25 protein-coding genes are annotated in these 25,972 nt (G+C 66.6%); 19 read left to right on the top strand and 6 right to left on the bottom strand.

All coding sequences use genetic code 11. The annotated features are described in order from the left end of the window. Nucleotides 1-138: 138 nt before the first annotated feature. The 12 genes from sucC (at nucleotide 139) to CXZ05_RS14320 (ending at nucleotide 13,520) form a co-directional block, all read left to right on the top strand. Nucleotides 139-1,305, top strand: coding sequence for an ADP-forming succinate--CoA ligase subunit beta (sucC, locus tag CXZ05_RS14265; RefSeq protein WP_102973202.1), 1,167 nt, complete (start codon nucleotides 139-141; stop codon nucleotides 1,303-1,305). A 30-nt stretch (nucleotides 1,306-1,335) separates the two neighbouring features. Continuing rightward, entirely contained in the window at nucleotides 1,336-2,238 is a 903-nt protein-coding gene (gene sucD, locus CXZ05_RS14270) for a succinate--CoA ligase subunit alpha (RefSeq protein ID WP_102973203.1), read from the top strand. 173 nt (nucleotides 2,239-2,411) lie between these two features. Next, a complete protein-coding gene (locus CXZ05_RS14275; RefSeq protein ID WP_102973204.1) occupies nucleotides 2,412-2,885 on the top strand; it encodes an SRPBCC family protein in 474 nt (157 codons plus the stop codon). A gap of 153 nt (nucleotides 2,886-3,038) precedes the next feature. Further along, entirely contained in the window at nucleotides 3,039-3,443 is a 405-nt protein-coding gene (locus CXZ05_RS14280; RefSeq protein WP_102973205.1) for a tautomerase family protein, read from the top strand. Between the two features lie 218 nt (nucleotides 3,444-3,661). After that, on the top strand, nucleotides 3,662-4,696 hold the full coding sequence (gene iolC / locus CXZ05_RS14285; protein ID WP_102973206.1) for a 5-dehydro-2-deoxygluconokinase: 1,035 nt from the start codon (nucleotides 3,662-3,664) through the stop codon (nucleotides 4,694-4,696). Continuing rightward, nucleotides 4,693-5,628 carry a deoxyribose-phosphate aldolase gene (locus CXZ05_RS14290; RefSeq protein WP_102973207.1) on the top strand — a complete coding sequence of 312 codons (936 nt, stop codon included), beginning with the start codon at nucleotides 4,693-4,695 and terminating at the stop codon, nucleotides 5,626-5,628. Before iolC ends, CXZ05_RS14290 begins: the two co-directional genes overlap by 4 nt. A gap of 2 nt (nucleotides 5,629-5,630) precedes the next feature. Beyond that, nucleotides 5,631-7,580, top strand: coding sequence for a 3D-(3,5/4)-trihydroxycyclohexane-1,2-dione acylhydrolase (decyclizing) (gene iolD / locus CXZ05_RS14295; RefSeq protein ID WP_180987388.1), 1,950 nt, complete (start codon nucleotides 5,631-5,633; stop codon nucleotides 7,578-7,580). A 27-nt stretch (nucleotides 7,581-7,607) separates the two neighbouring features. Beyond that, the gene (locus CXZ05_RS14300; protein ID WP_102973209.1) at nucleotides 7,608-9,119 is read left to right on the top strand and encodes a CoA-acylating methylmalonate-semialdehyde dehydrogenase; all 1,512 of its coding nucleotides are present in this window, start codon (nucleotides 7,608-7,610) and stop codon (nucleotides 9,117-9,119) included. A gap of 10 nt (nucleotides 9,120-9,129) precedes the next feature. Next, complete coding sequence (locus CXZ05_RS14305; protein ID WP_102973210.1) at nucleotides 9,130-10,041, top strand: sugar phosphate isomerase/epimerase; 912 nt, start codon at nucleotides 9,130-9,132, stop codon at nucleotides 10,039-10,041. A 35-nt stretch (nucleotides 10,042-10,076) separates the two neighbouring features. Further along, a complete protein-coding gene (locus CXZ05_RS14310; protein ID WP_102973211.1) occupies nucleotides 10,077-11,090 on the top strand; it encodes a Gfo/Idh/MocA family protein in 1,014 nt (337 codons plus the stop codon). A 115-nt stretch (nucleotides 11,091-11,205) separates the two neighbouring features. After that, nucleotides 11,206-12,081 (top strand): sugar phosphate isomerase/epimerase, encoded by an 876-nt coding sequence (locus CXZ05_RS14315; RefSeq protein ID WP_102973212.1) that lies wholly within the window; start codon nucleotides 11,206-11,208, stop codon nucleotides 12,079-12,081. After that, nucleotides 12,078-13,520: a sugar porter family MFS transporter gene (locus CXZ05_RS14320; protein WP_102973213.1), complete on the top strand. Its 1,443-nt coding sequence runs from the start codon at nucleotides 12,078-12,080 to the stop codon at nucleotides 13,518-13,520. Before CXZ05_RS14315 ends, CXZ05_RS14320 begins: the two co-directional genes overlap by 4 nt. Before the next feature lie 80 nt (nucleotides 13,521-13,600). Here CXZ05_RS14320 and CXZ05_RS14325 read toward each other — a convergent pair whose 3' ends face one another. Next, nucleotides 13,601-14,050, bottom strand: a complete 450-nt coding sequence (locus CXZ05_RS14325; protein ID WP_102973214.1) for a MarR family winged helix-turn-helix transcriptional regulator — start codon at nucleotides 14,048-14,050, stop codon at nucleotides 13,601-13,603. Between the two features lie 176 nt (nucleotides 14,051-14,226). Between CXZ05_RS14325 and CXZ05_RS14330 the strand changes: the two genes are divergently transcribed. After that, nucleotides 14,227-15,423, top strand: coding sequence for an MFS transporter (locus tag CXZ05_RS14330; RefSeq protein WP_102973215.1), 1,197 nt, complete (start codon nucleotides 14,227-14,229; stop codon nucleotides 15,421-15,423). Nucleotides 15,424-15,462: 39 nt separating this feature from the next. Here CXZ05_RS14330 and iolB read toward each other — a convergent pair whose 3' ends face one another. The 3 genes from iolB to CXZ05_RS14345 form a co-directional block, all read right to left on the bottom strand. Continuing rightward, nucleotides 15,463-16,380, bottom strand: coding sequence for a 5-deoxy-glucuronate isomerase (gene iolB, locus CXZ05_RS14335; RefSeq protein WP_102973216.1), 918 nt, complete (start codon nucleotides 16,378-16,380; stop codon nucleotides 15,463-15,465). A gap of 104 nt (nucleotides 16,381-16,484) precedes the next feature. Beyond that, complete coding sequence (locus tag CXZ05_RS14340; RefSeq protein WP_102973217.1) at nucleotides 16,485-17,225, bottom strand: GntR family transcriptional regulator; 741 nt, start codon at nucleotides 17,223-17,225, stop codon at nucleotides 16,485-16,487. 176 nt (nucleotides 17,226-17,401) lie between these two features. Next, on the bottom strand, nucleotides 17,402-18,400 hold the full coding sequence (locus CXZ05_RS14345; protein WP_102973218.1) for a gamma-glutamyl-gamma-aminobutyrate hydrolase family protein: 999 nt from the start codon (nucleotides 18,398-18,400) through the stop codon (nucleotides 17,402-17,404). A gap of 40 nt (nucleotides 18,401-18,440) precedes the next feature. On the opposite strand from CXZ05_RS14345, the gene CXZ05_RS23440 reads away from it, so the two are divergent. The 6 genes from CXZ05_RS23440 to CXZ05_RS14370 all read left to right on the top strand — a co-directional run bounded on the left by CXZ05_RS23440 (nucleotide 18,441) and on the right by CXZ05_RS14370 (nucleotide 23,392). Next, nucleotides 18,441-18,689 (top strand): hypothetical protein, encoded by a 249-nt coding sequence (locus CXZ05_RS23440; RefSeq protein WP_258006587.1) that lies wholly within the window; start codon nucleotides 18,441-18,443, stop codon nucleotides 18,687-18,689. Nucleotides 18,690-18,707: 18 nt separating this feature from the next. Then, complete coding sequence (locus tag CXZ05_RS23445; RefSeq protein ID WP_258006588.1) at nucleotides 18,708-18,908, top strand: hypothetical protein; 201 nt, start codon at nucleotides 18,708-18,710, stop codon at nucleotides 18,906-18,908. An 82-nt stretch (nucleotides 18,909-18,990) separates the two neighbouring features. Continuing rightward, nucleotides 18,991-19,698: a FadR/GntR family transcriptional regulator gene (locus CXZ05_RS14355; protein WP_102973219.1), complete on the top strand. Its 708-nt coding sequence runs from the start codon at nucleotides 18,991-18,993 to the stop codon at nucleotides 19,696-19,698. A gap of 213 nt (nucleotides 19,699-19,911) precedes the next feature. Next, complete coding sequence (locus tag CXZ05_RS14360) at nucleotides 19,912-21,279, top strand: MFS transporter (protein ID WP_102973220.1); 1,368 nt, start codon at nucleotides 19,912-19,914, stop codon at nucleotides 21,277-21,279. A gap of 36 nt (nucleotides 21,280-21,315) precedes the next feature. Beyond that, the gene (locus tag CXZ05_RS14365; protein ID WP_102973221.1) at nucleotides 21,316-22,092 is read left to right on the top strand and encodes an SDR family NAD(P)-dependent oxidoreductase; all 777 of its coding nucleotides are present in this window, start codon (nucleotides 21,316-21,318) and stop codon (nucleotides 22,090-22,092) included. A gap of 166 nt (nucleotides 22,093-22,258) precedes the next feature. Continuing rightward, complete coding sequence (locus tag CXZ05_RS14370) at nucleotides 22,259-23,392, top strand: LOG family protein (RefSeq protein WP_102973222.1); 1,134 nt, start codon at nucleotides 22,259-22,261, stop codon at nucleotides 23,390-23,392. A gap of 44 nt (nucleotides 23,393-23,436) precedes the next feature. On the opposite strand, the gene CXZ05_RS14375 is transcribed toward CXZ05_RS14370, so the two are convergent. Together CXZ05_RS14375 and CXZ05_RS14380 are read right to left on the bottom strand one after the other, a co-directional pair. Beyond that, on the bottom strand, nucleotides 23,437-24,462 hold the full coding sequence (locus tag CXZ05_RS14375; RefSeq protein ID WP_180987389.1) for a matrixin family metalloprotease: 1,026 nt from the start codon (nucleotides 24,460-24,462) through the stop codon (nucleotides 23,437-23,439). Nucleotides 24,463-24,604: 142 nt separating this feature from the next. Next, complete coding sequence (locus CXZ05_RS14380) at nucleotides 24,605-25,786, bottom strand: VIT1/CCC1 transporter family protein (protein WP_102973223.1); 1,182 nt, start codon at nucleotides 25,784-25,786, stop codon at nucleotides 24,605-24,607. Nucleotides 25,787-25,972: the final 186 nt, after the last annotated feature.

Raw genomic sequence — 25,972 nt, forward strand, 5'->3', positions numbered from 1 at the left:
GAGTTCAAAAAAGGATCATTGCGCCGCGGGGCTCGTTTCCGGACCTGCCGCAGGGCGCGCTAATTCCGCAGCCCGGTCCGCACCTTGGGTGCAGTCCGGCTGTACAGAAACTACTTCGACGTAGAAGGACACTAAACCGTGGACCTGTTTGAATATCAGGCGCGCGATATGTTCGAAGCGCACGGTGTACCCGTGCTCGCCGGCATCGTGGCGCACACTCCTGAAGAAGCAAAGGCAGCTGCCGAGAAGATCGGCGGCGTAACTGTCGTCAAGGCACAGGTTAAGGTCGGTGGCCGCGGCAAGGCCGGCGGCGTCAAGGTTGCCAAGTCCGCCGACGAGGCACTTGAGCACTCCACCAATATCCTGGGCATGGACATCAAGGGCCACACCGTCAACAAGGTGATGATCGCCCAGGGTGCCGACATCGCCGAGGAATACTACTTCTCCGTCCTGCTGGACCGGGCCAACCGCAACTACCTGGCCATGTGCTCGGTTGAAGGCGGCATGGAGATCGAGCAGCTCGCCGTTGAGCGGCCCGAGGCCCTGGCCAAGGTAGCCATCGACCCCGCCGTGGGCATCGACCAGGCCAAGGCCGACGAAATCGTCGCTGCCGCCGGCTTCGCTGAAGAACTGCGCGGCAAAGTCGCCGGCGTCATTCTGAAGCTCTGGGACGTCTTCAAGAAGGAAGACGCCACCCTGGTGGAGGTCAACCCGCTGGTCAAGACCGGCGCGGGCGAGATCGTCGCCCTCGACGGCAAGGTCACGCTCGACGAGAACGCCGAGTTCCGCCACCCCAAGCACGCCCAGCTTGAGGACAAGGAATCCGCAGACCCGCTCGAAGCCAAGGCCAAGGCGCAGGACCTCAACTACGTCAAGCTGGACGGCGAAGTCGGCATCATCGGTAACGGTGCAGGCCTCGTCATGTCCACCCTGGACGTCGTCGCCTACGCCGGCGAGAACCACGGCAACGTCAAGCCGGCCAACTTCCTGGACATCGGCGGCGGAGCCTCTGCCGAGGTCATGGCCGCAGGCCTGGACGTCATCCTGGGCGACGAGCAGGTCAAGTCCGTATTCGTCAACGTCTTCGGCGGCATCACCGCCTGTGACGCTGTCGCGAAGGGCATCGTGGGCGCACTGGCCGAGCTGGGCCACTCCGCCAACAAGCCGCTGGTCGTCCGCCTCGACGGCAATAACGTCGAAGAAGGCCGCCGCATCCTCGAAGAGGCCAACCACCCGCTGGTTACCCTCGCCGCCACCATGGACGAGGGCGCCGACAAGGCCGCCGAGCTCGCCAACGCCCGCTGATCGAGCCTGTCGAGATCTAGGAAAGAAAACATGTCTATTTATCTGAACAAGGACTCCAAGGTCATCGTCCAGGGCATCACGGGCGGCGAAGGCACCAAGCACACCGCCCTCATGCTCAAGGCCGGAACCAACATCGTGGGCGGCGTCAACGCCCGCAAGGCCGGCACCACCGTCCTGCACGGCGAAAACGAGATCAACGTTTTCGGCACCGTCAAGGAAGCCATCGCCGAGACCGGCGCCGACGTCTCCATCGTCTTCGTTCCGCCGGCATTCACGAAGAACGCCGTTGTTGAAGCCATCGAGGCCGGCATCGGCCTGGTCGTCGTCATCACCGAAGGCGTGCCGGTTCAGGACTCCGCCGAGTTCTGGGCACTGGCACAGTCCAAGGTCGACGCTGACGGCAACCAGGTCACCCGCATCATCGGACCGAACTGCCCCGGCATCATCACCCCGGGTGAGGCCCTCGTGGGCATCACCCCGGCGAACATCACCGGCAAGGGCCCCATCGGCCTGGTCTCCAAGTCCGGCACGCTGACCTACCAGATGATGTACGAACTGCGCGACCTCGGCTTCTCCACGGCCATCGGCATCGGCGGTGACCCCATCATCGGCACCACCCACATCGACGCCCTGGCTGCATTCGAGGCTGACCCGGAGACCAAGGCCATCGTGATGATCGGCGAAATCGGCGGCGACGCCGAAGAGCGTGCGGCCGACTTCATCAAGGCCAACGTCACCAAGCCGGTCGTCGGCTACGTGGCCGGCTTCACCGCTCCCGAAGGCAAGACCATGGGCCACGCAGGCGCCATCGTCTCCGGCTCCGCCGGCACCGCCCAGGCCAAGAAGGAAGCCCTCGAGGCTGCAGGCGTGAAGGTCGGCAAGACGCCGTCCGAGACCGCCAAGCTGCTGCGCGAAGTCTTCGCAGCGCTCTAAGGCCCACTTCAAGCAACGCGGGGTCACTCCCAGCCCAATCCACCCCCCGGATTGGGCGCAGAGTGACCCCGCGTTTCTTTGTTTAAGTGCAGGCGGACTGACCCTTGCCTGGGCGCGGCAGCAAGGTCTATGTTGGCGGTCTCGAAGCACTGCAGCAGTGACAAGGACCGATCATGAGCAATGCACTTAAACTCACCGTCCCCGACGGCGTCCCGTTCATCGACTTTGAGCGGGAGTTCGACTTCCCGGTCTCGGACGTGTTCCGCGCGCACAAGGAGCCTGAGCTGATCACGCAGTGGCTGGGCCCGCGCGGCACCAACATCGATATCGACCACTACGACTTCCGTTCCGGAGGCACCTATCTGTACAACCACACCGGCCCGGACGGGGTGACGTACGCCTTCAGCGGCATCTTCCATACCGTCCGTGAAAACGACTTCGCCATCCAGACCTTCGAGTTCAGCGGCTACCCGGACATCGTCAGCCTCGAATTCATGAGCTTCGAGGACCTGGGCGGCGGCAGGTGCCGGCTGCGGGCCCACTCCGTCTATCCCAGCATGGAAGCCCGCGACGGGATGGCCCAATCAGGCATGGAAAGCGGCGTGTCCGACGGCTACGAGCGGCTCGAGGAGCTGCTCGCGAAATAGGGGCCGCACCACAACTGACTCGTCCGACGGCGGCCGGTGACCTTTACCTCGAAGGTCACCGGCCGCCGTCGGACGTTTAACGAACCTTACGCGCCTATTGCCCGATGGACGATGCTTGATAGTATGTCAGGACAAACTATCAAAGGAGCGCAAATGCCACTGGTACGAATCGACGTCCACTCCAGGCGCAGCCAAGGCGAACTCGGCCGCCTCAGTCGGGGTATCCATGACGCCATCCTCGCCGAGTATGGCATCCCTGAGCGCGACTACTTCCACATTGTCACCGAGCATGCGCCCGGCCAGATCGTCGCGCAGGACGCGGGCCTCGGCTTCGAACGCACACGGGACGTCATCATGATCCAGATCTTTACCCAGGGCGGGCGGAGCCAGGAGGCAAAGCAGAGCCTGTTTGCCGCTGTGGCAGACAAACTGGGGGCTTTGGGGGTTGCCGGCGAGGACGTTTTCATTGGCTATGTCGAGAACACGGCGGGGGACTGGTCCTTCGGGTTCGGCCGCGCCCAGTACGTCACCGGCGAGCTCGCCGTCCCGAAGAAATAGGGGGAAATACTAGCCCCCCAGTCCCCGGCGGCAGCTGCGCACCACCGCATTTTGGCTGCAGTTCTGCTTGTTGTAAGCATGTCAGTACAAACCTTTGACAGGACATAAATTCTAGGGCACAGTAGTTCTTGTGGTCCCGCTCACGGGGCCGGAACGCCGGAGCCTTGGCCGTTCGGCTGCTTAGAGGTTGAGATCCAAAAGAAAGGTCCACGATTACCGTGACCCACGAACTGCTCACGATCGGGCGAATCAGCGTTGATATCTACCCGAACGACATCGGGGTGGGGTTGGAGGACGTGACGTCCTTCGGCAAGTACCTCGGCGGCTCGCCGTCCAATGTTGCTGTTGCCGCCGCCCGCCATGGCCGCCGGACAGGCGTTATCACCCGTACCGGGGATGACCCGTTCGGCGCGTACCTGCACCGCGAACTGGAAAAGTTCGGCGTCGACGATTCCTTCGTCCGCCCGGTCAAAGGTCTCCAGACGCCCGCCACGTTCTGCGCCATCCAGCCGCCGCACGATTTCCCGCTGTACTTCTACGGCCGGTTCCCCACGGCACCAGACCTGCAGATCAAGGCCGACGAGCTCGATACGGACGCCATCCGCGAGGCGCAGATCTTCTGGTCCACCGTGACCGGCCTGTGCCAGGAGCCGAGCCGTGAGGCGCACATCAAGGCCCACGAGGCACGGCCCCGCACCGGTCTGAAGCCCGGCCAGTACACCATCCTGGACCTTGACTACCGCCCCATGTTCTGGGCCTCCGAGGAGGAAGCCCGCGAGCAGGTGGCCCGCATCCTGCCGCACGTCACCGTGGCCATCGGCAATGACCAGGAATGCTCCGTGGCCGTGGGCCCGGGCACTCCGGATGAGCAGGCGGACCGGCTGCTGGACGCCGGCGTGGAGATCGCCGTCGTAAAGCTCGGACCGGAAGGCGTGATGGCCAAGACCCGCACCGAGCGCGTGGTCTCCGCCCCGGTTCCGGTTGAGACCGTCAACGGCCTGGGTGCCGGAGACTCCTTTGGCGGCGCGTTCGTGCACGGACTGCTCTCCGGCTGGCCGCTGGCACAGGTCCTGGATTACGCGAACGCTGCCGGCGCCATTGTTGCCTCCCGGCTGTCCTGCGCGGATGCCATGCCCACCCCGGCCGAGGTCACCTCCCTGCTCGCCGAGCGCGGACGCCTTGTTCCCGATGCTGCTGTTCCCGGCCATGATTCCTTTCCCGGCCAACTCACCCCCGAAGGAGCGGCACTGTGAGCCTCAACCCCGGCACCGCCACCCTCGCGGTGGATGACAACCCGCGCCGCTACGAGCACCTGAGCACCATCCGGCTCGAAGACCCGGCCGCAGTGGCCCGGGCCGCCAAGGCCCGCCGCCGCCACCCCGGCCTGAAGCACGGCCGGCAGAACTTCATTGTCGCCGCCGACCACCCGGCCCGCGGCGCCCTCTCGGTAGGCAACGACCCGGTAGCCATGGCGGACCGCCGCCAGCTCCTGGACCGGCTGCAGATTGCGCTGGCCAACCCGGCAGTGGACGGCGTCCTGGCTTCCCCGGACATCATGGATGACCTGCTGCTCCTGGGTGCCCTCGAGGGCAAGCTGGTGTTCGGTTCGATGAACCGCGGCGGCCTCGCCGGCCTGGTCAATGAGTTCGATGACCGTTTCACCGGCCACACCGCCGCCGCGCTGGAGGCACTGGGGGCCGACGGCGGAAAGATGCTGACCCGGATCTGCCTCGGTGACACGGACACCGTGTCCCTGCTGGAGGCAACGGCGAAGGCCATCGACTCCCTTGCTGAACGCAAGCTCATCGCCATGGTGGAGCCCTTCCTGTCCGTACGCGAGAACGGCCGGGTCCGCAACGACCTGAGCCCGGACGCCGTGATCAAGTCCATCGCCATCGCCGAGGGCCTGGGCTCCACCAGCGCCTACACCTGGATGAAGCTGCCGGTCGTCGCCGAGATGGAACGCGTCATGGCCGCCACCACCATGCCCACCGTGCTGCTGGGCGGAGACCCGGCAGGCACCCAGGACGAGGTGTTCGCCACGTGGGGAGCCGCCCTCGCCCTTCCCGGCGTCCAGGGACTCACCGTCGGCCGGACCCTGCTGTACCCGCAGGACGGCGATGTCGCCGGAGCTGTCGCCGCGGCAGCTTCACTCCTCCACCACACCACAGAAGTATCGGAGTAACGATGGGAACTGGAACCCGCCGGATGACCGTGGCGCAGGCCGTGGTCGAATACCTTTCCAAGCAGTACACCGTTGATTCCGTTGGCGGGGTCGATTTCCGCGAACGCCTGATTCCGGGCACGTTCGGCATTTTCGGGCACGGCAACGTGGCCGGTGTGGGTCAGGCCCTGAAGCAGTACCAGGCCGCGGACCCGCGCATCATGCCGTACTACCAGGGCCGCAACGAACAGGCCCAGGCGCACCAGGCCGTCGGCTACGCCCGGCACACCCGCCGCCGCCAGACCTTCGCGATCAGCACCTCCATCGGCCCGGGCTCGTCGAACCTGCTCACCGGTGCGGCGCTGGCCACCACGAACCGGCTGCCGGTCCTGTTGCTGCCGTCTGACACGTTCGCCACGCGTGCTGCGGACCCGGTGCTGCAGCAGCTCGAACAGCCCTACGCCTACGACCTCACGGTCAACGACGCGTTCCGGCCGCTGTCGAAGTTCTTCGACCGGGTCACCCGCCCGGAGCAGCTGTTCTCCGCGTTCCATCACGGCCTGCGGGTCCTCACGGATCCGGCCGAGACCGGCGCGGTGACCATCTCGCTGCCCCAGGACGTCCAGGCCGAGGCCTTCGACGTACCCGAGGAATTCCTCGCTGAGCGTGAGTGGCGGATCCGCCGCCCGGAAGCGGACGACGACGACATCGCCCGCGCCGCCGAAGCCATCCGGGCCGCCAAGCGGCCGCTGATTATCGCCGGCGGCGGCGTCCTGTACGCCTACGCCAACGAGGAACTGGCCAGGTTCGCCGAACTGACCGGCATCCCGGTGGGCAACACGCAGGCCGGCGTCGGCGTCCTGCCCTGGGACCACAAGTACTCCCTCGGCGCCATCGGCTCCACGGGCACGACGGCGGCCAACGCCCTGGCAGCCGAAGCGGACCTGATCATCGGCATCGGCACCCGCTACGAGGACTTCACTACCGCGTCCCGGACCGCGTTCCAGAACCCGGACCTGAAGTTCATCAACATCAACGTCGCACCGATCGACGCGTACAAGCACGGCACCTCCCTGCCGATCGTCGCCGACGCCCGCAAGGCCCTCGTCAAGCTCAACCGGGCCCTGGGCGGATACCGCGTCGGCGCCGACCTCGAGCAGAAGATCGCCGCCGAGAAGCAGCGCTGGAACACCACGGTGGACGAGGCCTTCGACACGCGCTTCACCCCTTTGCCGGCGCAGAACGAGATCATCGGCGCCACCAACCGGGCCATGGACGCCCAGGACGTGGTCATCTGCGCCGCAGGCTCCCTCCCGGGTGACCTGCACAAGATGTGGCGGGTCCGCGACCCGTTCGGCTACCACGTCGAATACGCCTACTCCTGCATGGGCTACGAAATCCCCGGCGGGCTGGGCGTCAAGCGCGCAGCGCTTGCCGAGGCCGCCGCGGGCGGCGCCCAGCGCGACGTCGTCGTCATGGTGGGGGACGGCTCCTACCTGATGATGCACACCGAACTTGTCACCGCCGTCGCCGAACGGATCAAGCTGATCGTGGTCCTGATCCAAAACCACGGCTACGCCTCCATCGGCTCGCTCTCCGAATCGCTCGGCTCGCAGCGCTTCGGCACCCAGTACCGCGTCCTGGACGAGGAACAGCACAGCTTCGACGAGGGCGACACCCTCCCCGTCGACCTGGCCCTGAACGCCGAATCCCTCGGCGTGAAGGTGATCCGGATCGAGCCGGGCGAGAAGGCCATCGCCGAACTCGAACAGGCCATCCGCGACGCCAAGGCCGCCCCGGAGCGCGGCGGCCCGATCGTGATCCACGTCGAATCCGACCCGTTGCTGGACGCACCGAGCTCCGAATCCTGGTGGGACGTGCCCGTCTCCGCGGTTTCCGAACTCGACTCCACCAAGCAGGCCTTCCAGACCTACATCGACCACAAATCCCGCCAGCGCAAGCTGCTCGGCTAACGTCCCCAGACCAAGGAAGTCATCTCTATGTCAACGACGACCGTCACCACCACCATCAACCACTTCATCAACGGCGCCGAGACCGCCGGCGAAGGCGACCGCACCACCCCGGTCTACAACCCGGCCACCGGGGCCGTGTCGGCTGAGCTGCGTCTGGCCAACCGCGCCGACCTGGACAACACCGTCGCCGCCGCCCGCGCCGCCGCCGACTCCTGGGGCGACATCTCCCTGGCCAAGCGCACCGCCGTGCTGTTCAAGTTCCGCGAACTCGTCGCCGAGCATGTGAACGAACTCGCTGAGCTGATCACCGCCGAGCACGGCAAAGTCATCTCCGACGCCAAGGGCGAGATCGGCCGCGGCCTGGAAGTCATCGAGTTCGCCTGCGGCATCCCGTCCCTGCTCAAGGGCGACTATTCCGACCAGGTCTCCACCGGCATCGACGTGTTCTCCTTCCGGGAGCCGCTCGGCGTCGTCGCCGGCATCACCCCGTTCAACTTCCCGGTCATGGTGCCGCTGTGGATGGCCCCGATGGCGATCGCCACCGGCAACGCCTTCATCCTCAAGCCCTCCGAGCGGGACCCCTCCGCCTCAATGCTGCTGGCCAAGCTCTGGAAGGATGCCGGCCTGCCCGACGGCGTGTTCCAGGTCCTGCACGGCGACAAGGAAACCGTCGACGGCCTGCTCACCCACCCGGACGTGGACGGCATCTCCTTCGTCGGCTCAACCCCGATCGCCAAGTACGTCCACGAGACCGCCACCGCCCACGGCAAGCGCGTCCAAGCCCTCGGCGGCGCCAAGAACCACGCCATCATCCTGCCCGACGCCGACCTGGACAACGCCGCGGACCACCTCGCCGCTGCCGCGTTCGGTTCCGCCGGTGAACGCTGCATGGCCATCTCCGTCGCCGTGGCCGTCGGCGACGCCGCTGACCTGCTGGTCAAGAAGGTCGAAGAACGCGCCATCGCCGTGAAGGTCAACAACGGCACCGTCCCCGGCGCCGAAATGGGCCCGGTCATCACGCCCGCCTCCAAGGAACGGATCGTGAAGATCGTCACCGAGGCCGAAGCAGCCGGCGCCGCGATGGTCGTGGACGGCCGCGACCTCGTCGTCCCCGGCCACGAAGAAGGCTTCTGGGTCGGCCCCACCGTGCTTGACCACGTCAAGACCGAGATGACCGCCTACCAGGAGGAAATCTTCGGACCCGTCCTCGTCGTCGTCCGCGTTGATACTTTGGAAGACGGCATCAGGCTGATCAACTCCAACCCGTACGGCAACGGCACCGCCATCTTCACCTCCTCAGGCGCTGCGGCGCGCAAGTTCCAGCGCTCCGTCACCGTGGGCATGATCGGCATCAACGTGCCACTGCCCGTCCCGGTGGCCTACCACTCCTTCGGCGGCTGGAAGGCCTCGCTCTTCGGTGACAAGCACATCTACGGCCCCGAAGGCGTCTCCTTCTACACGCGCGGCAAGGTAGTCACCTCACGCTGGCCCGAACCCACCCACGCCTCCGGCGCCTCCTACAACTTCCCCTCCAACTAAGGAAGCGACAATGACAGAGAACAAGCTGATCATCGGCACCGCGCCGGACTCCTGGGGCGTGTGGTTTGCGGATGACCCCAAGCAGACCCCGTGGGAGCGCTTCCTTGATGAAGTGGCCGAGTCCGGCTACAAGTGGATCGAGTTGGGCCCCTACGGCTACCTGCCCAACGACCCCACCCGGCTCGCAGAAGAGCTCAAGCAGCGCGACCTGAAGGTCTGCGCCGGAACCGTCTTCACCGCGTTCCACCGCGGACTGGACCAGTGGGAGCAGGCCTGGGAGCCCGCCCGCAAGGTCGCCGAACTGACGGCGGCCATGGGCGGCGAGCACATCGTGGTCATCCCCGCCATGTGGCGCGACGACGTCACCGGCGAGGCCGTGGAGAGCGGCACCCTCAGCGACAAGGCCTGGAGCGACCTGTTCGCCGGCCACAACCGGCTGGGAAAGACGCTGCTCGAGGACTTCGGCCTCAAGCAGCAGTTCCACTCCCACGCCGACTCCCATGTGGGAGCCCAGGAGGACATCGAAACGCTCCTCGGCGCGACGGACCCGCAGTACCTCAACCTGTGCCTGGACACCGGCCACGCGGAATACTGCGGCGCCTCGAGCCTGGAGCTCATCAAGAACTACCCGGACCGCATCGGCTACCTGCACCTGAAGCAGATCAACCCGGACGTCCTCAGGAAGGTCAACGAGGAAAACATGACCTGGGCCGCGGCAAACTTGGCCGGCGTCATGACGGAACCGCCCAACGGCCTGCCGGACCTGCGCGCGGTCATCGAAGCCGTCGAGGCCCTGGACCGGCCGATCTTCGGCATCGTGGAACAGGACATGTACCCGGTGGCCTTCGACGTTCCCATGCCCATCGCCAAGCGCACTCGCAACTACCTGCTGTCCTGCGGCTCCCGCACCGCGGTCAGCTAGCCTCCGCCCCGGCATCCCAAACGTAAGGAAGAACAATGACTGAAACCCTTCGCGTCGCCGTTATCGGCGCCGGCCGCATGGGCGCGGACCACATCCAGCGCCTCAGCAAGCGCATCCACGGCGCTGAGGTTGCCGCCGTCGTCGACGTTGACCTCGCCCGCGCCCAGGCCGCCATCGAGGGCATCCCCGGGGCCGTTGCCCTGGCCGACGCCGAAGAGGCGCTGAACAACGGCGACGTCAACGCCGTCCTCATCGCCACGCCCGGCTTCCTGCACGAGGAGATCCTGCTCAAGGCCATCGCCAAGGACATTCCCATCCTGTGCGAGAAGCCGCTGACGCCGGATGCCGAGTCGTCCTGGAAGATCGTCCAGGCCGAGGAGAAGCTGGGCCGCAAGCGCATCCAGGTGGGCTTCATGCGCCGCTTCGACGCCGAATACGCGGCCCTCGGCTCGGTCATCCGCGACCGCGAACTGGGCGAACTGCTCATGCTGCACCACCAGCACCGCAACCCGAACACCCCCGCGGGCTTCACCAACGAGATGCTCATCAACGACTCCGTGGTCCACGAGTTCGACGCCATCCGCTTCTTCACCGGCGAAGAGATCACCTCCGTCCAGGTCCGGCTCGGCAAGGCCACGAAGAACGCCCCGGCCGGCCAGCACGACCCCCAGCACGTCCTGATCGAAACGGAGTCCGGCGTCCTGGCCGACGTCGAAATCTACGTGAACGCGAAGTTCGGCTACGAAGTGGCCACGCAGGCTTCCTTCGAGGACGGCATCGTCAGCATCGGCGGCGACAGCGGCCCGTACCTTCGCAGCAACGGCCGCTGGGGAGGCAAGGTCACGCCCGGCTTCGAAGAGCGCTTCGGTGCCGCGTACGACGTCGAAATCCAGGCCTGGGTTGACGCCGCGCTCCGCGGCGAAATCGGCGGACCCACCGCCTGGGACGGCTACGCCACAGCCGCCTGCTGCGAAGCCGGTGTGGAGGCCCAGAAGAACGGCGAGAAGGTGGCCGTGAAGCTGAACGCCAAGCCTGCCCTCTACAGCTAAGCACCCGCCCTTGGAGTTTTTGTCCAGATAATGCGACTTAGAGGCCCTCAAGGTTGCATTATCTGGACAAAAACTCCGTTCGTTAACCGACTCTTTCCACAATGGAGTGTTCCTCGTGAAAATCGCCCTTGACCCCACCCCCTTCCACCACAGCCACAGCCTGCTGGAGTTCCCCAAGGTGGTGGCCGACCTCGGCTACAAGTACATGCAGATGACGCCGCACCCGGATTTCATCCCCTTCTACAACCACCCGAAGGCCGACGACGAACTCGTGGGCCAGTTGAAGAAGGCGTGCACCGATGCCGGAATCGAAATCGCGTCCGTCCTGCCTGTGCTGCGCTGGTCCGGCCCGGACGAGGACGCCCGCGAGGCAGCAGTGCGCTACTGGAAGCGCGCCATCCAGATCGCCGTGGACCTGGGCGTGAGCACCATGAACACCGAGTTCAGCGGCCGCCCTGAACTGGCCGAAGAGTCCGAGCGGGCGTTCTACCGCTCCATGGAGGAACTGCTTCCCATCATCGAGCGCGAAGGCATTGACCTGCTCATCGACCCGCACCCGGACGACTTCGTGGAGGAAGGCCTCGCCGCGATCCGCGTCATCCGCGGCCTGAACTCGAAGAACGTCGGCATGGTCTACGTGGCCTCCCACAGCTTCCACATGAAGAACTCGCCGCTGGACATCATGCGCGCCGCGGGGGACAAGCTCCGCCTGGTCCACGTCGCCGACACCATGGACCACCACGCCTCGCACGGACTGCGCTACATCACCAACCCGCCGGGCAACGCCGTCAGGGTGCACCAGCACCTGAAGATCGGCGACGGCGACGTGAACTGGGACGAGTTCTTCGGCGGCCTGAAGGAAATCGGGTTCCTGGACCGCGACGACACCGTGATGGTCTCCAGCGTCTTCGCCGAAAACGACAACGCCGAGGAGGTTTCCCGCTTCCAGCTGGACACCATGAAGCAGTACGTGCAGAAGGTCAGCGTATGACGGCCGCGCCTTCTGGCAAGGCCGACTTAAAACACCAGCGGGCGCTCCGCACGGTCACCATCATTTCCACCTTTGGCGGCCTGCTCTTCGGCTACGACACAGGCGTCATCAACGGTGCCCTGCCCTACATGCAGGAAGACCTGGGACTGACCCCGCTGGGCGAGGGCATGGTGACGTCGTCGCTGCTGTTCGGCGCCGCCTTCGGTGCATTGTTCGGCGGCCGGCTGGCGGACCGGAACGGCCGCCGCAAGATGATCATGGTCCTCGCCGTCATCTTCCTGATCGGCACGGTCTCCTGCACCCTGGCTCCGAGCACTGAGTTCATGGTGGCGGCCCGGTTCATCCTGGGCATGGCCGTGGGCGGGGCGTCCGTGACGGTGCCGGTGTACCTCGCGGAGGTGTCGCCGTCGGCCCGGCGCGGGCGCATCGTGACGCAGAACGAACTCATGATTGTCACCGGCCAGCTGCTCGCCTTCATCTTCAACGCCTACCTCGGCAACACGTTTGGCGAGGCCGGGGGCATCTGGCGCTGGATGCTGGTGATCGCCACGCTGCCGGCCATCGCCCTGTGGATCGGCATGGCCTTCATGCCCGAAAGCCCCCGCTGGCTGGCCTCCATGGGCAGCTTCGGCGAGGCGCTCGGCGTGCTCCAGCGCATCCGCTCCAAGGCCGAGGCCGCGGCGGAGTTCGACGAGGTCAAGGCCATGGCCGTGGAGGACTACAAGTCCAAAATGGGCTCCTGGAAGGACCTGCGGGTTCCCTGGCTGCGGCGGATCTTCTTCGTCGGCGTCGGCCTTGCCGTGATCCAGCAGATCACCGGCGTGAACTCCATCATGTACTACGGCACGCAGATCCTGGCGGATGCCGGCTTCGGCCGCGAAGCGGCGCTCAGCGCCAACATCGCCAACGGAGTCATCTCCGTGCTGGCCACCTTCGCGGGAATCTGGCTCCTCGGCAAGGTGGGGCGCCGCCGGATGCTCATCACCGGCCAGGTCGGAACCACCTCGGCGCTGCTGCTGATTGGCTTGTTCTCGCTGATCCTGCCCGAGGGCACCGGGCGGGGCTACGTGATCCTGGCGCTGACCGTCACGTTCCTCGCATTCCAGCAGGGCGCCATTTCACCGGTCACCTGGCTCATGCTCTCGGAGATCTTCCCGCTGAAACTGCGCGGCCTGGGCATGGGCGCATCGGCCTTCGTGCTCTGGATCGTGAACTTCCTGATCGGCTTCGGCTTCCCGCAGCTGCTCGCCGCCGTCGGCATCGCCAACACGTTCTTCGTGTTCGCCGTCCTCGGTGTCGGGGCCATCCTGTTCGCGGCGAAGTACATTCCCGAGACCAAGGACAAGAGCCTCGAGGACGTGGAGCACTTCTTCAAGCATCAGGCCGGCGTCCCCGCCGAAGCAAGGACCGCCGTCGGAGCGAACACTGCGGTCCACTAAGGCCGCTCCCGCTCCTCAACTGCCGGAGGCAGTTTTACACCCAGGCGTTCGACGGCGGCCGGAGGGCCGGGCGGGCAGCTCTAGACGCCGGCGTGGAGGCGGGGGAGCGCGTCCACCAGAGGTGCCAGTTCCGGCACCTGCTGTGCTTCGGCCAGGGTCCGCTCGAGGGTGGCGTCGTGGACCGGCCGCGCTTCTGACAGCAGCTTGCTCCCGCTGTCGGTGAGTTCGGTGTAGATGCCGCGGCGGTCGTCCGCGCACAGGATGCGGGTCAGCAGGCCACGGTCCTCCAGCCGGTTCACCAGGCGGGTGGTCGCACTGGCACTGAGGGCGGTGGCCCGGGCCAGCTGCTGCATGCGCATGTGCCACCCGTCCTGCCGGCTGAGCGCATCCAGCACAGTGTATTCGACGACGGAGAGCTGCGCCTGCCCCTGCAGTGAACGTTCCAGCTCCGCCTCGATCATCCCGTGCAGGGCCGCCAGGGTGCGCCAACCCTGGGCGCGCACCTCCACGGCGTCGTCCTTGATGCCCATGGGCTCTCTCCTCCTTCGGTTCTCCGGCTCTCTGGAAACAGAGCACCGGCACAGATAGTTGCTTGCGCGCTATATTTGCTTGTGCAACAATTGGTTGCGTTCCGATATATAGCGCGCCTGCAACTAATAGCCTACGCCGCGCTCCCCATTCAGTACAGTTCCGAAGGAGCACATCCATGCCTGTTGGCCTGATAGCCCTAGCCCTCGGCGGGTTCGGCATCGGACTCACCGAATTCGTCATCATGGGACTGCTCCCCGAAGTGGCGGCAGACTTCCAGGTGAGCGAAGCCTCCGCCGGCTGGTTCATCTCCGGCTATGCCCTCGCCGTCGTGGTGGGAGCACTGGGACTCACCGCCGCGGTGTCACGCTTCCGGCGCAAGCCCGTGCTGGCCATGCTGCTGGTACTTTTCATCGCAGGCAACCTGCTGTCCGCCATTGCCCCTGACTACTGGGCGATGATGGCGGGCCGGGTGGTTGCCGCCCTCGCGCACGGCGCCTTCTTCGGCATCGGGGCGGTGGTGGCCGCCGGCATGGTCGCCCCGACCAAAAAGGCCGCCGCCATCGCCATCATGTTCACCGGGCTCACGGCCGCCAACGTCCTGGGCGTTCCGCTTGGCACGCTGCTGGGCCAGGCGGCCGGGTGGCGTTCCACCTTCTGGGCCATCACCGGCATCGGAGTGCTGGCGCTGGTTGGCATCCTGGCCCTGGTGCCCAAGGCAGGGAACGGCGACACCGCAAGCGGCGGACTGCGCAGCGAGCTCCGCGCCTTCCGCTCCGGCCAGGTGTGGCTGTCCATCCTGGTGACCATCCTCGGCTACGGCGGCATGTTCGGCGCCTTCACCTACATCGCCTTCACCCTCACCGAGGTTTCCGGATTCGCCGCCTCCACGGTGCCCTGGCTGCTGATTGTCTTCGGCGTGGGCCTGTTTATCGGCAACACCCTTGGCGGCAGGGCGGCCGACCGCGACGTCGATCGTACCCTCCTCGCCGTGCTCTCGGTCCTCGTCGTGGTGCTGGTGGTATTCGCCCTGAGCGCGGACAGCCAGGTGCTCACCATCGCCTCCCTGCTGCTCCTCGGCGGTTTCGGGTTCGCCACCGTGCCCGGCCTGCAGATGCGCGTCATGAAGTACGCGGCCAAGGCTCCCACGCTGGCGTCCGGAGCCAACATCGGCGCGTTCAATGTGGGCAACGCCCTCGGCGCCTGGCTCGGCGGCGTGACCATCACCGCCGGCCTCGGCTACACCTCGCCCATCTGGGCAGGGGCCGCGATTACCCTGCTGGGCCTCCTGGTGATGGCCGGCGCTGCAGCCCGGGCAAAGGCGAGTGCCCGCCGGTCTGAACCGGCCGACGTCGGACCCGTTTCCGTCCGTTAGCCACGCGCTGCCCACGACGGCGGCACGACGGCCCCCGCGTTATGCACCGAAAGGCAGCCGGGGGTCCAGGTTCTGGCTGTCCCACGTCTGGCGCACCCAGCCGTGGTGCGGGTCGTCGCTGATGAGCCAGTCGCGGACGCGGCCGGGACCGGCCATGACGTTGAGGTAGTACATGTCGTAGCCGGGTGCGGCCATGGCCGGGCCGTGCCAGCCGTAGGGGACCAGCACCACGTCGCCGGTGCGGACCTCGGCCGCGACGTCGATGGGGCGCTCATCGGAGGCGTAGACCCGCTGATAGCCGATGGCGTCCGGCTTCCCTCCCGGGCTAGCAGAACCTGAACTCATGGAACCCGGGACGTCGGCCACCCGCGTCTCGAAGTAGTAGATCTCCTCGAGCCGGGTCTCGCCCTCCTTCTCCTCGTCATGCTTGTGGGGAGGGTAGGAGGACCAGTTGCCGGCCGGCGTGAGGACTTCGCACACGATGAAGCGGTCGGCTTCCAGCGCGGCGGGGGTGCCGAAGTTGTGAACCTGGCGCGAGCAGTTTCCGGCCCCGCGCAGTTCCACCGGTGTCTCCGCGGCCGTGATCAGGCGGGTGGGGTACTGGACCTTGGCGGGGGCCGTCGCGATGGCCACCCGGCCGCCGGCGGCCGACGTGACCGTGACGGCCTTGTCCGTCCCGGAGTACAGCACGTCGGTGGGGCCGCTGAAGACGCTTGCGCGCCCGGCAAGCGGGTAGTCCAGCCCGTCAACTGTCACCGTGATCGCCCCGCTCAGCGGGATGACAATCCGTTCCTCCGCCGCGGGGAAAAGTTCGACGACGGCGCCCGGCGCCAGCGTGGCCACCTTCAGTCCCGTGTGTTCCCAGCCTTCCACGGCAAGTTTCGAGTCGGACGTTCCCAGCGAAACGTCCCAGCAGCCTTCGGCGGCGCTGCCCAGGGGGTATACCCAGTCGGCCATATGTTCGTGTCCCTTTCGGATGTGTGGTGGCCAGGTCCGGCGCGCGGCGGCCCCGCGCCAGGGCAGGCCTGTCGCCGCCCCGCGCTGAAAGAGCCGGGTTGTTCCTAGCGCTGAACCAGTGTCATTTCGAAGCTGTAGGAGTCGCCGCGGTAGACGTGGTGTCCGGTCTCGACGTTCCGCCCCGTGTCATCGACGGCGGTGCGTTCCATGGTGACCAGGGCTGAACCCGGTTCGGTCTCAAGCAGGGGAGCCTGGTAGTCGTTGGCCACCATGGCACCGATGCGCTGCGTGGCCAGGCGGAAGTTGACGCCGCCGCTGCGCAGGATGCCGTACAGGCCCTGCGCCTTCAGCAGGTCCTCGTCGATGTGTGTGATGTCGTCGCGCACCCAGTTCTCCATCAGGGCAAGCGGCTTGCCGCCCACTTTCCGGAGCCGGGTGAAGTGATAGACCTTGGCCCCGGCGGCGATGTGCAGGGCCTCCCGGGTGGCGGGGTCGGCCTCGATGTGCGCAAAGGTGAGCACCTCGGTGGTGGGCTTGCTGCCGTTGTTGGTCAGGTCGTCGTACAGGCTGGACAACTCTAGCGGGCGGCGGACCTGGCTCGACACCACCTGGGTGCCGACGCCCCGCTTACGGACCAGGAGCCCCGAGCGGACCAGTTCGTCCATGGCCTTGCGCATCGTGGGGCGGGAGAGGTTCAACTGGGCGGCGAGATCGATCTCGTTCTCCAACCGGCTCCCGGGTTCCAGCAGGCCGGTATGGATGGCGGCTTCAATGCCCTGGACGACCTGATGGTACAGCGGCACCGGCGACGAGCGGTCGATGCTGAGGTGTAGTTGGTTCGCCATTGAGTGCTCCCTTTGTGCTGCAGGTTCCTGCGTCCAGAAGGCCTGTATGTCAGCGCATGTCCGATTGTTAGGACATACTCTGATTTTGATCATAGCAGGGAGCCGCCGGCAGTCAAGAAGCCCGTCAATCAGAGGCCGCGGGCAGGGGACCGGTGGCAGTCAGGGGCCGCGGGCAGTCAGCGAGTGCGGCACGCCTCCACGAATGCGCGGAACGGGGCGAGTCTCTGCTCTTCGGTGAGTTCCAGGGCCTCCGGGTGCCACTGCACCGACGCGACCCACCGCTCGGGATCCTCCAGCGCCTCCACCGTGCCGTCATCCGCCACGGCGGTCACCAGCAGTCCTGGCGCCACCCGGTCGACAGCCTGATGGTGGCCGGAAGCGATCTTGACTTCGACGGCGCGTGCGTCCACCGCCGCTGTGTCGCCGGCGGCCGCCTCACCCACGTCACCGGAAGCCGTCCCGCCAGCTGCCGCATTTCCGACGGCGGCGTACATCTTCGCCACCTTGGATCCCGGGGTGATGGTCACCTGGTGCCATACCCACGGCCTGTTGGCCGCTGCCGGGACTTGGCGGTGCGGCACGGTGCCGGGCGTCATGTCCTGCACCAGCGTCCCGCCGTAGAGAACATTGAGCAGCTGGTGCCCGCGGCAGATTCCCAGCACCGGCGTGCCGGCATCGAGTGCCCGCCGCGCCACCGCGATGTCCAGCCGGTCCTGCTCCGCATTGACGTCATAGAGCGTGGGCCCCGGTTCCTCGCCGTAGAGGCGCGGGTCAACGTCGCCGCCGCCGGGAAGTACGACGCCGTCAAGCGCTCCGGGCGCGTCCGGCGCGTTATCGCCGTCGGAAATTCCGCCGTCGGCCGTTCCACTGTGGGGTGCGCCGCTGCTCACCGTTCTGCTGCGGCTCAGTCCGCCCTCCAATGACTCAGCGGTGAGCAGCACCGGCTCCCCGCCGACATCACGGATGAGGCTGACGATGCAGCCGAAGAGGCTGTTGGCCTTAGCCACCCGCGGGTCCGGGTCTGCCGAGCTGCTGAGTCGGACCGGGATGCCGATCCGCGGCCGGCGCTCACCGCGCGTCGCCGCGCTTGGTGCCGCGTCTGCATCCGGCGGTGTGTCAGGGTTCTGCGCCGCCGGGGTCTGCACTGTTCCTGAATTCCGCGTTGAATTCTGCATCCTCAAATTCTGCCCCATATCCGGCGGTTAGGCTGGCCGAATGAACAACCGCTATCTGGTGTCCCGGGACCGTTTCATCGCCGCGGCGCCGGACGTTGTCTTCGAGGTCCTTGCCACGCCCGCGCTGCACAGCGAAATCGACGGATCAGGCACCGTCAAGGGCGCCCAGCCGCGGGGTCCGTTGCGCCTTGGCCCGGGGGCCAAATTCGGCATGGACCTGAAGATCGCGGTTGATTACCGCATCCTCAACACCGTCACTGAGTTCGAGGAGGGCCGGCGGATCGGCTAGCGACACTTCTACGGGCATGTGTGGCGATACCTGCTGGAACCGGCCACGGACAGCAGCGGCGTGCCCGGGACGCTCGTGACAGAACAGTGGGATGCGCGCAATGTCCGCGCCAAGTTCCTGCTCCGGCTGGCCGGCTACCTGGGCCGCCATCCGGCGAATATCGACAGGACACTTGCCAGGCTGGACACATACGTTATGGGCGCCCAAGCCGGCAGCTGACGCATTCCCGCCGTTTTTACTCGGTCTGCGCGGGGTTTCGGTAGTGTTGGGAGCAATAGGCAAGGCGAAAGTAGGGCAGTCGATGGGGCGCAGGACACTTGTTGACGACCTGGTTGACGGTCTGCTGGACGACATTCTTGACGGCAGGCTCAAGCCGCATGATGCACTGCCGCCGGAAGCCGACATCGCCAAGGCCTACGACGTCAGCCGCCTGACCGCCCGCGAAGCGCTGAAGGCACTCCGGGCGCAGAACATCCTTTACGTCAAAGCCGGCCGCGGAACATTCGTGAATCCTGCAGACAGCTGGACCGGCCTCGATGCGATCATCAAGGCGGCGTCGCACGGCAACGCGGACGACCAGGTTTCCCGCGGCCTGATCGAGGTGCGACGCATGGTGGAGACCGGCGCCGCAGCGCTCGCCGCCAGGCGCCACACTCAGGAGCACGCCGAGGAGATGCGGGCGTCCATCGCGGACATGAAGCGGTTTCACCAGGCCGGCGACCTTGACGGGTTCGTGGCGGCGGACATCGCTTTCCACGACACCGTCCTGAAGGCCTCCGGCAACCCGTTTGTCCGCGCACTCCTGGCCCAGCTGGGCCAGTCCCTCTATCGCGCCCGGCGCGAGACCTCGGCCATCGAGGAGATCCAGCGCCACGCCATCGCCTTCCATCAGCGCGTGCTGGAAAGTATCCTCACCGGCGACTCCGAGCTGGCCCGCAAGGCCATGGACGAGCATATGGACCAGACCTTCGAGGACTACGAACGCTACGTTCACGGCAGCCCTTCCTAGGCTCTCTGAACCCGGCCATTGTGCTGGGGCTACCCTTTTCGCCTTGACGTAACGCTCGTCACCCTTCTATGCTTTTGGTCATGTTCGTCCGTCAGATGTCTGACATCAGATTCAGTGCAGGCATTCCCCTCTGAAGCGGACAGAACCCACCAGAAAAAGCATCGGATTCCCCGGGCGAAGCCGCCGGACCGGAAGCCGACAGACAGAAGGTCGATGATGACTTCATTCACCACAAAGTCCTCCGGACTTGGCGAGCTTGGAGACCGCACTCTCCGTAAGGTCCGCCGCCGCGTAATGCCCCTGATTGTGCTCCTCTACTTCATCGCGTATCTGGACCGGAACAACGTCGGCTTCGCGAAGCTGACCATGAGCGAGGACATCGGCCTGAGCGCCGCAGCCTACGGTCTGGGCGCCGGCATCTTCTTCCTCGGCTACGCCGTGCTCGAAATCCCCAGCAACGCCGGCATGTACAAGTTCGGCGCTCGCAAGTGGCTGGCCCGCATCCTCATCACCTGGGGCATATTCGCAGCGGCCATGGCCCTGGTGAACGGCGAATCCACCTACTTCATCATCCGCTTCCTGCTCGGCGCGGCCGAGGCCGGCTTCTTCCCCGCCATCCTCTTCTACCTGACTCTGTGGTTCCCGGCCGCACAGCGCGTCTCTGTGCTGGGCATCTTCATCCTGGCCCAGCCCATCTCCAACGCGCTGGGTGCACCGGTTTCCGGCCTGCTCCTCCAGATGGACGGCATCATGGGCCTGCAGGGCTGGCAGTGGCTATACATTATTGAAGGCATCCCCGCCATCCTGCTGGGCGTGCTGACCCCCTTCCTGATGACGGACCGCCCCCGTGACGCCAAGTGGCTCAATGCCGATGAACGCGAATGGCTCGCCACCACCATGGACGCCGAACTGGCAGCCAAGTCCAAGGGCGGCAGCCATAACTTCCTGGCCGGCCTCAAGGACAAGCGCACCATCGTCTACTCGGCCCTCTACTTCGGCCTGGTCTGCGGCATCTACGGCCTCGGACTCTGGATGCCCACGATCGTGGCGGCCCTGGGCAAGTTCTCCACGGCTGAGGTCGGATTCATCGTCCTCATCCCGTACGCAGTGGCTGCAGTCTTCGTCTTCTTCTGGAGCAAACGCGCTGACAAGACCGGCAAGCGTGCGTGGCACAGCGCTGTCAGCATGGTCCTGGCCGGTTTGGGCCTGCTCGCCGCCGGTTACCTGCTTCCGGTCAACCCTGTCCTGGCACTCATCGCCCTGACCGCCTCGGCCATGGGTATCTACGGAGCCATTGCCCCGTTCCTGTCGATGCCGTCCGCAGCGCTCACCGGCGCAGCCGCCGCCTCCGGCCTGGCCATGGTCAACTCGCTGGGCAACCTGGGCGGATTCGTCGCCCCCTACGCAGTGGGCATCCTGAAGGACGCCACCGGCAACAACCAGAGCGGCCTGCTCTTCCTCTCCTTCTGCCTGTGCGTCACGGCCGTGGCCACCTACCTCTACGCGCGCAGGCGCCCCGAAGGCGATGCGGCCCTGGATCCGGCAGTCAAGGCCGCCGCAGACGTTTCGGCCAGCCACTAAAGACCCATCCCAGAACCACCCGAAGGAATACCCGCAATGAGCTCAATCACCCCTTTCCCCGCAGAACGCACCGTCGTGCTGACCGGCGCGGCGTCTGCCCGCGGCATCGGCCGCGCAGCAGCTGACCGCATGGCCAGCGAAGGCTGGTCCGTCGCGATCCTGGACATCAACGCCGAGGACGCGAAGGCCGCGGCCGCGGAGATCGGATCCAGCCGGGCAGTGAAGGCGATCGGCGTCGGCGCCGACGTCTCCGACGAGGCGTCCGTGGACCGGGCCATCACGGAGATCGAAGAGTCGTTGCCGCCGATCGTGGCCCTTGCCAACCTGGCCGGCATCAGCTCGCCGACCCCCTTCATGGAAACCACGGTTGCCGAGTGGGACAAGGTTTTCGCGATCAACATGCGCGGCACCTTCGTGGTGTCACAGCGGGTCCTCAAGGGAATGATCGAACGCAAGCTTGGCCGCATCGTGAGCATTTCCTCCATCTCCGCCCAGCGCGGCGGAGGGACCTACTCCAAGGTTGCCTACAGCGCCTCCAAGGCAGGCATCATCGGCTTCACCCGTGCCCTGGCCCGCGAGGTCGGCGAGTTCGGCGTAACCGTGAACGCCATCGCCCCGGGCCCGATCGACACCGACATCATGGGCGGCACGTTGAGCGAGGAGCGCAAGGCACAGATGTCCGAGGGCATCATGATGGGCCGCGTGGGCACCCGCGAGGAAGTGGCTGCGCTGATCTCCTTCCTGCTGGGTGCGGACTCTGGCTACATCACCGCCGCGACCTACGACATCAACGGCGGCCTGCAGGTTTCCTGACCCGGTTTCCTGACCGTCCCTGATTCATGTGTAGTGCCCCGCCGGGATTCCGGCGGGGCACTTCGCCTTGGCCCCTGTGCGTCGCCTTGCAGGTCCGGCTGGCTGGTCCTGGTTGGGTCCGGCCGGCTCCGGCGTCCCTGCGGAACACGGCACTAGGCTGGGCACCATGAACCCCTCCGGCAGCCTGAAACCCAGCCCGCGGACCCTTGAGGTGAACAGCGTCGCCAGCTTCGACCGGCTGGTGAATGGCGGGGCCCGGGCGATGCACGGCTGGCACGCCCAGTCGCTCGACCTGCGCGGACGGGGCACCGCCCTGGCAGCCCTGGACGCCGAGGGGGCGATTTTCCTGGGCTGCACCTTCGACCCCGGCGTGGAGGCTTCACTCCGCAGCCGGGGCGCACTGATTTTTCCGCGGCTTACCGGCGTTCCTTTCAATCCATACCGGGCAGGCCTCTATACCCCGCAGGAGCTGTACGCAGGCATCGTCGATGAGCCGTACGAGAAAACCCCCGACGCCTTGGTGTACCAATGGAGCATGCGGCCGGGCCAGCGCAACCGCCTCGATTCCACCCTCGCGGCAGCCCTGCACGATCACGCCGTCGGCGATGCCCTGGAGGAGTTCGTCCGTAGCCTCAACAGCAGGGGCCGTTCCATCGTCGGGGTAATGGGCGGTCATGCCCTACAGCGGGGGACCGGCGGCTTCGAGTCTGCTGCGACGCTGGGCCGGCTCCTGGCCCGCCGCGGCCACCTGGTGGCCACCGGCGGCGGGCCCGGGGCGATGGAGGCGGCGAACCTGGGCGCCTACCTCAGTGCGGCCGACGACGACGATTTCCACAGTGTGCTTCGAGAGCTGGCAGCCGTCCCCGGCTTCCGCCCCTCGGTGTCTGCCTGGGCACGTGCTGCGGCAGCCGCCGTCGAACGCTTCCCGGGCGGGACCGCGTCCCTCGGCATTCCCACCTGGTTTTACGGCCACGAGCCGCCCAACTACTTCGCCACCCACATCGCCAAGTACTTTGCCAACGCCGTCCGCGAGGCCATTCTCCTGGAGGTCTGCAACGGGGGGATCGTGTTCCTGCCCGGTGCCGCGGGCACCGTGCAGGAGATCTTCCAGGATGCCTGCGAGAACTACTACGGCGCCCAGGAGACCCTGACGCCCATGGTGCTGGTGGGCCGGGAACACTGGGAGGAGCGGTTTCCGGCCTGGCCCATGCTGCAAAGCCTCGCCGCCGGCCGGGCCATGGAACAGCGGATATTCCTGGTGGACAGCGTGGACGAGGCGCTCGCGGTCCTCGGCGGGTAGAAGCGCCCCGCTGGGATAATGCCCCGCTCGAATAAGAGGGCGGCTTACAGGTCCTTGCGGCAGGGTGCCTTGCTCAGTTGATACAGGCCGTTCAGGTCACCGGGCGCGAGGCCGTCGGGGGCGCCGATCTCCGGATACATGAGCTGCACGGGGTCGTCAACGTGCTCCAGCCCCATCACGTGGCCCAGTTCATGGAGGATGACGGCCGTGGCGTAGGCGGTGCCGTCGGGGCGTTCCAGTTCCGTAGCCATCTGCGGGGCATCGAGTTCCAGGCTGCCGGTGACGTAGCTCTTGGGCCCGTTTCCGTAACTGTAGTGGGTGCTGCCGCCGGTGCCGATGACCTTGCCGCCGAGCTTGGGAGCCGCGTCCGGCGTGGTCCAGCTGATGAGCAGGGGTGCCCAGCGCTCGCCGTAGGCTCCGGGCTGGTAGGGGGCGCGCTGGTCCGAAGGCTTCTCGTCAGTGGCTCCGTCGTCGACAAACTGGATGCCGGTGGCGCGGGAGATTTCCTGGATGGCCAGGGAAACCAGGCCCGCTGCACCCTCCGGGGCAAGGCTGGCATTGACCACGTAATGCAGCGGACGGCACGGTGAGTAGCCCACGGGGGAACCGTCATTGTTCACGGCCAGAAACTTGTATGAGCTGCTGGGCTCCGGAGGTGGCGCCGGCGTCCCCAGCGGAGTGGCTGCTTCCTCGAGGCCCGACGGCGGTGCGCCCCCTGGGCCTCCGGACGCGCCGGACTCCGCCCCACCAGTCCCGCCGCCATGCCCGGGCTGCCCCGCTTGCCCGGCCCGATCCACTCCAGTCTGGTCCTGCCCGGCCGGATCCTGGCCAGAATCGTCCCGGCCGGAATCATCTTGCCGGGACGCGGGCTGGTCCCCGGAACCGATGCGGAAGTTCAGCACGCCGGCGAAGCGGGGGTCCCCGTACGCCATTCCGGCCGCAAGGAATGCTGCACAGCCAAGGGCGGCGAGCACGATCAGACGGCGGATAAACGTCGCCGCCGCGGTGGCCGGACCCGAATGGCGCGGCGGGTGGCGGCGTTGAATGGGACCAGGGTCGTGACTCTCCACTGCACCCCTTTCACGGCATTCCTCGGCGGCGTCGCCTCCACGAGGGAAACAAGCATCAGGCAAACAGGCCCACTTTACAGTTCCGCTCGCCAGGGCCGGAAACCAGCTGAGCGATCCGGGACGATCAGGCAATGCCCGTCAATCAGGCGATCACAGCGCCAAACGCCATGCCCAGCAGGTAGGTGACTCCGGCCGCTCCCAGCCCGATGGCCAGCTGCCGCAGTCCCCGGGTGAGCGGGGAGGTGCCGGACAGCAGGCCGACGGTGCCGCCCGTGGCCAGCAGTGCGATGCCCACGAGGACGGCCGCCACGATCAGGGCGCCGATCCCGGTCATGCCGAAAAGGAACGGAATGATGGGCACGATGGCGCCCGAGGCGAAGAAGCAGAAGCTGGAGAGCGCGGCGCCCCAGGCAGTGCCCACGGCTTCGTGTTCGTCCTCGGTCTCGGGCAGTTCGGGGTGGAGCGAGAGGCTCGGATCGCAGTCGCACGTGAAGAGGCCCATGCGCTCCGCGACGCGGTGTTCGGCGGCCTCGCGCGACATGCCCCGGGCAAGGTAGACCAGCAGGAGCTCGTTGTGTTCGATGTCCAGCTGGGGTGCCGCCACCAGCGTCACCTGGGTGGGCCGGGTGGCGGCCAGGAGCTCGCGCTGGGAACGGACGGACACGAATTCGCCGGCACCCATGGAGAACGCGCCGGCCAGGAGTCCGGAGATGCCGCTGAGCAGGACCACGCCGCTGCCAACGCCCGTGGCGGCCATGCCCATGACCAGCGAGAGGTTGCTGACCAGGCCGTCATTGGCTCCGAACACGGCGGCCCGGAAGGTGCCGGCCAGCCGGTTGCGGCCGCGCGTGGCCAGGCCGCGGACCACTTCCTCGTGGATCTGTTCGTCGGCCGCCATGGCCGGGGTGGCGGACGGTTCCCTGGTGTAGGGGGAGCGGCCCTCGGCCCGCTGCGCCAACGCGAGCACAAACACGGACCCGAAGTGCCGGGCGAGGAAGCCCAGGAGCCGGCTGCGGAAGGAGGCGTGCCGGGGCTTACCCGCGTGCTCGCCCAGCAGCTTCAGCCAGTGCGCCTCGTGGCGGCCTTCGGCTTCGGCGAGGGCCAGAAGGATGGCGCGCTCTTCGCCGGAGCGGTTCTGCGCGAGGTCACGGTAGACGGAAGCCTCGGCCCGCTCGTCGGCGAGGTACTGGCGCCAGCGCTTGATGTCCCCCGCGGTGGGCTCCGGTCGGGGTGCGGCGGGGCGGGACGCCGGGCCGTTGCTTGAAGCAGGCGGGGCGGACGCGTTGCCGGCGGTATGAGGGTCAGATTTGGCGTGCTGAGACACGGGAACTCCTGGGTAGCTGGGACGTAATACGGCCCCATTGCATCGCCCACTTTACCGCGTATTTCCGCGGTTTTTCGGCCGGTAACCCTCAGCCAAAAGTTTAGGGAACCCTCAATAACTCTGGCCGCCGGAGGCAAAACCACCGGCCCGCGCGAACGCCCTTGACCACCTGCACCCGCGGTGATC

Origin of the sequence: Arthrobacter sp. AFG20, assembly GCF_002892795.1 — a bacterium.
Lineage (GTDB): Bacteria > Actinomycetota > Actinomycetes > Actinomycetales > Micrococcaceae > Arthrobacter.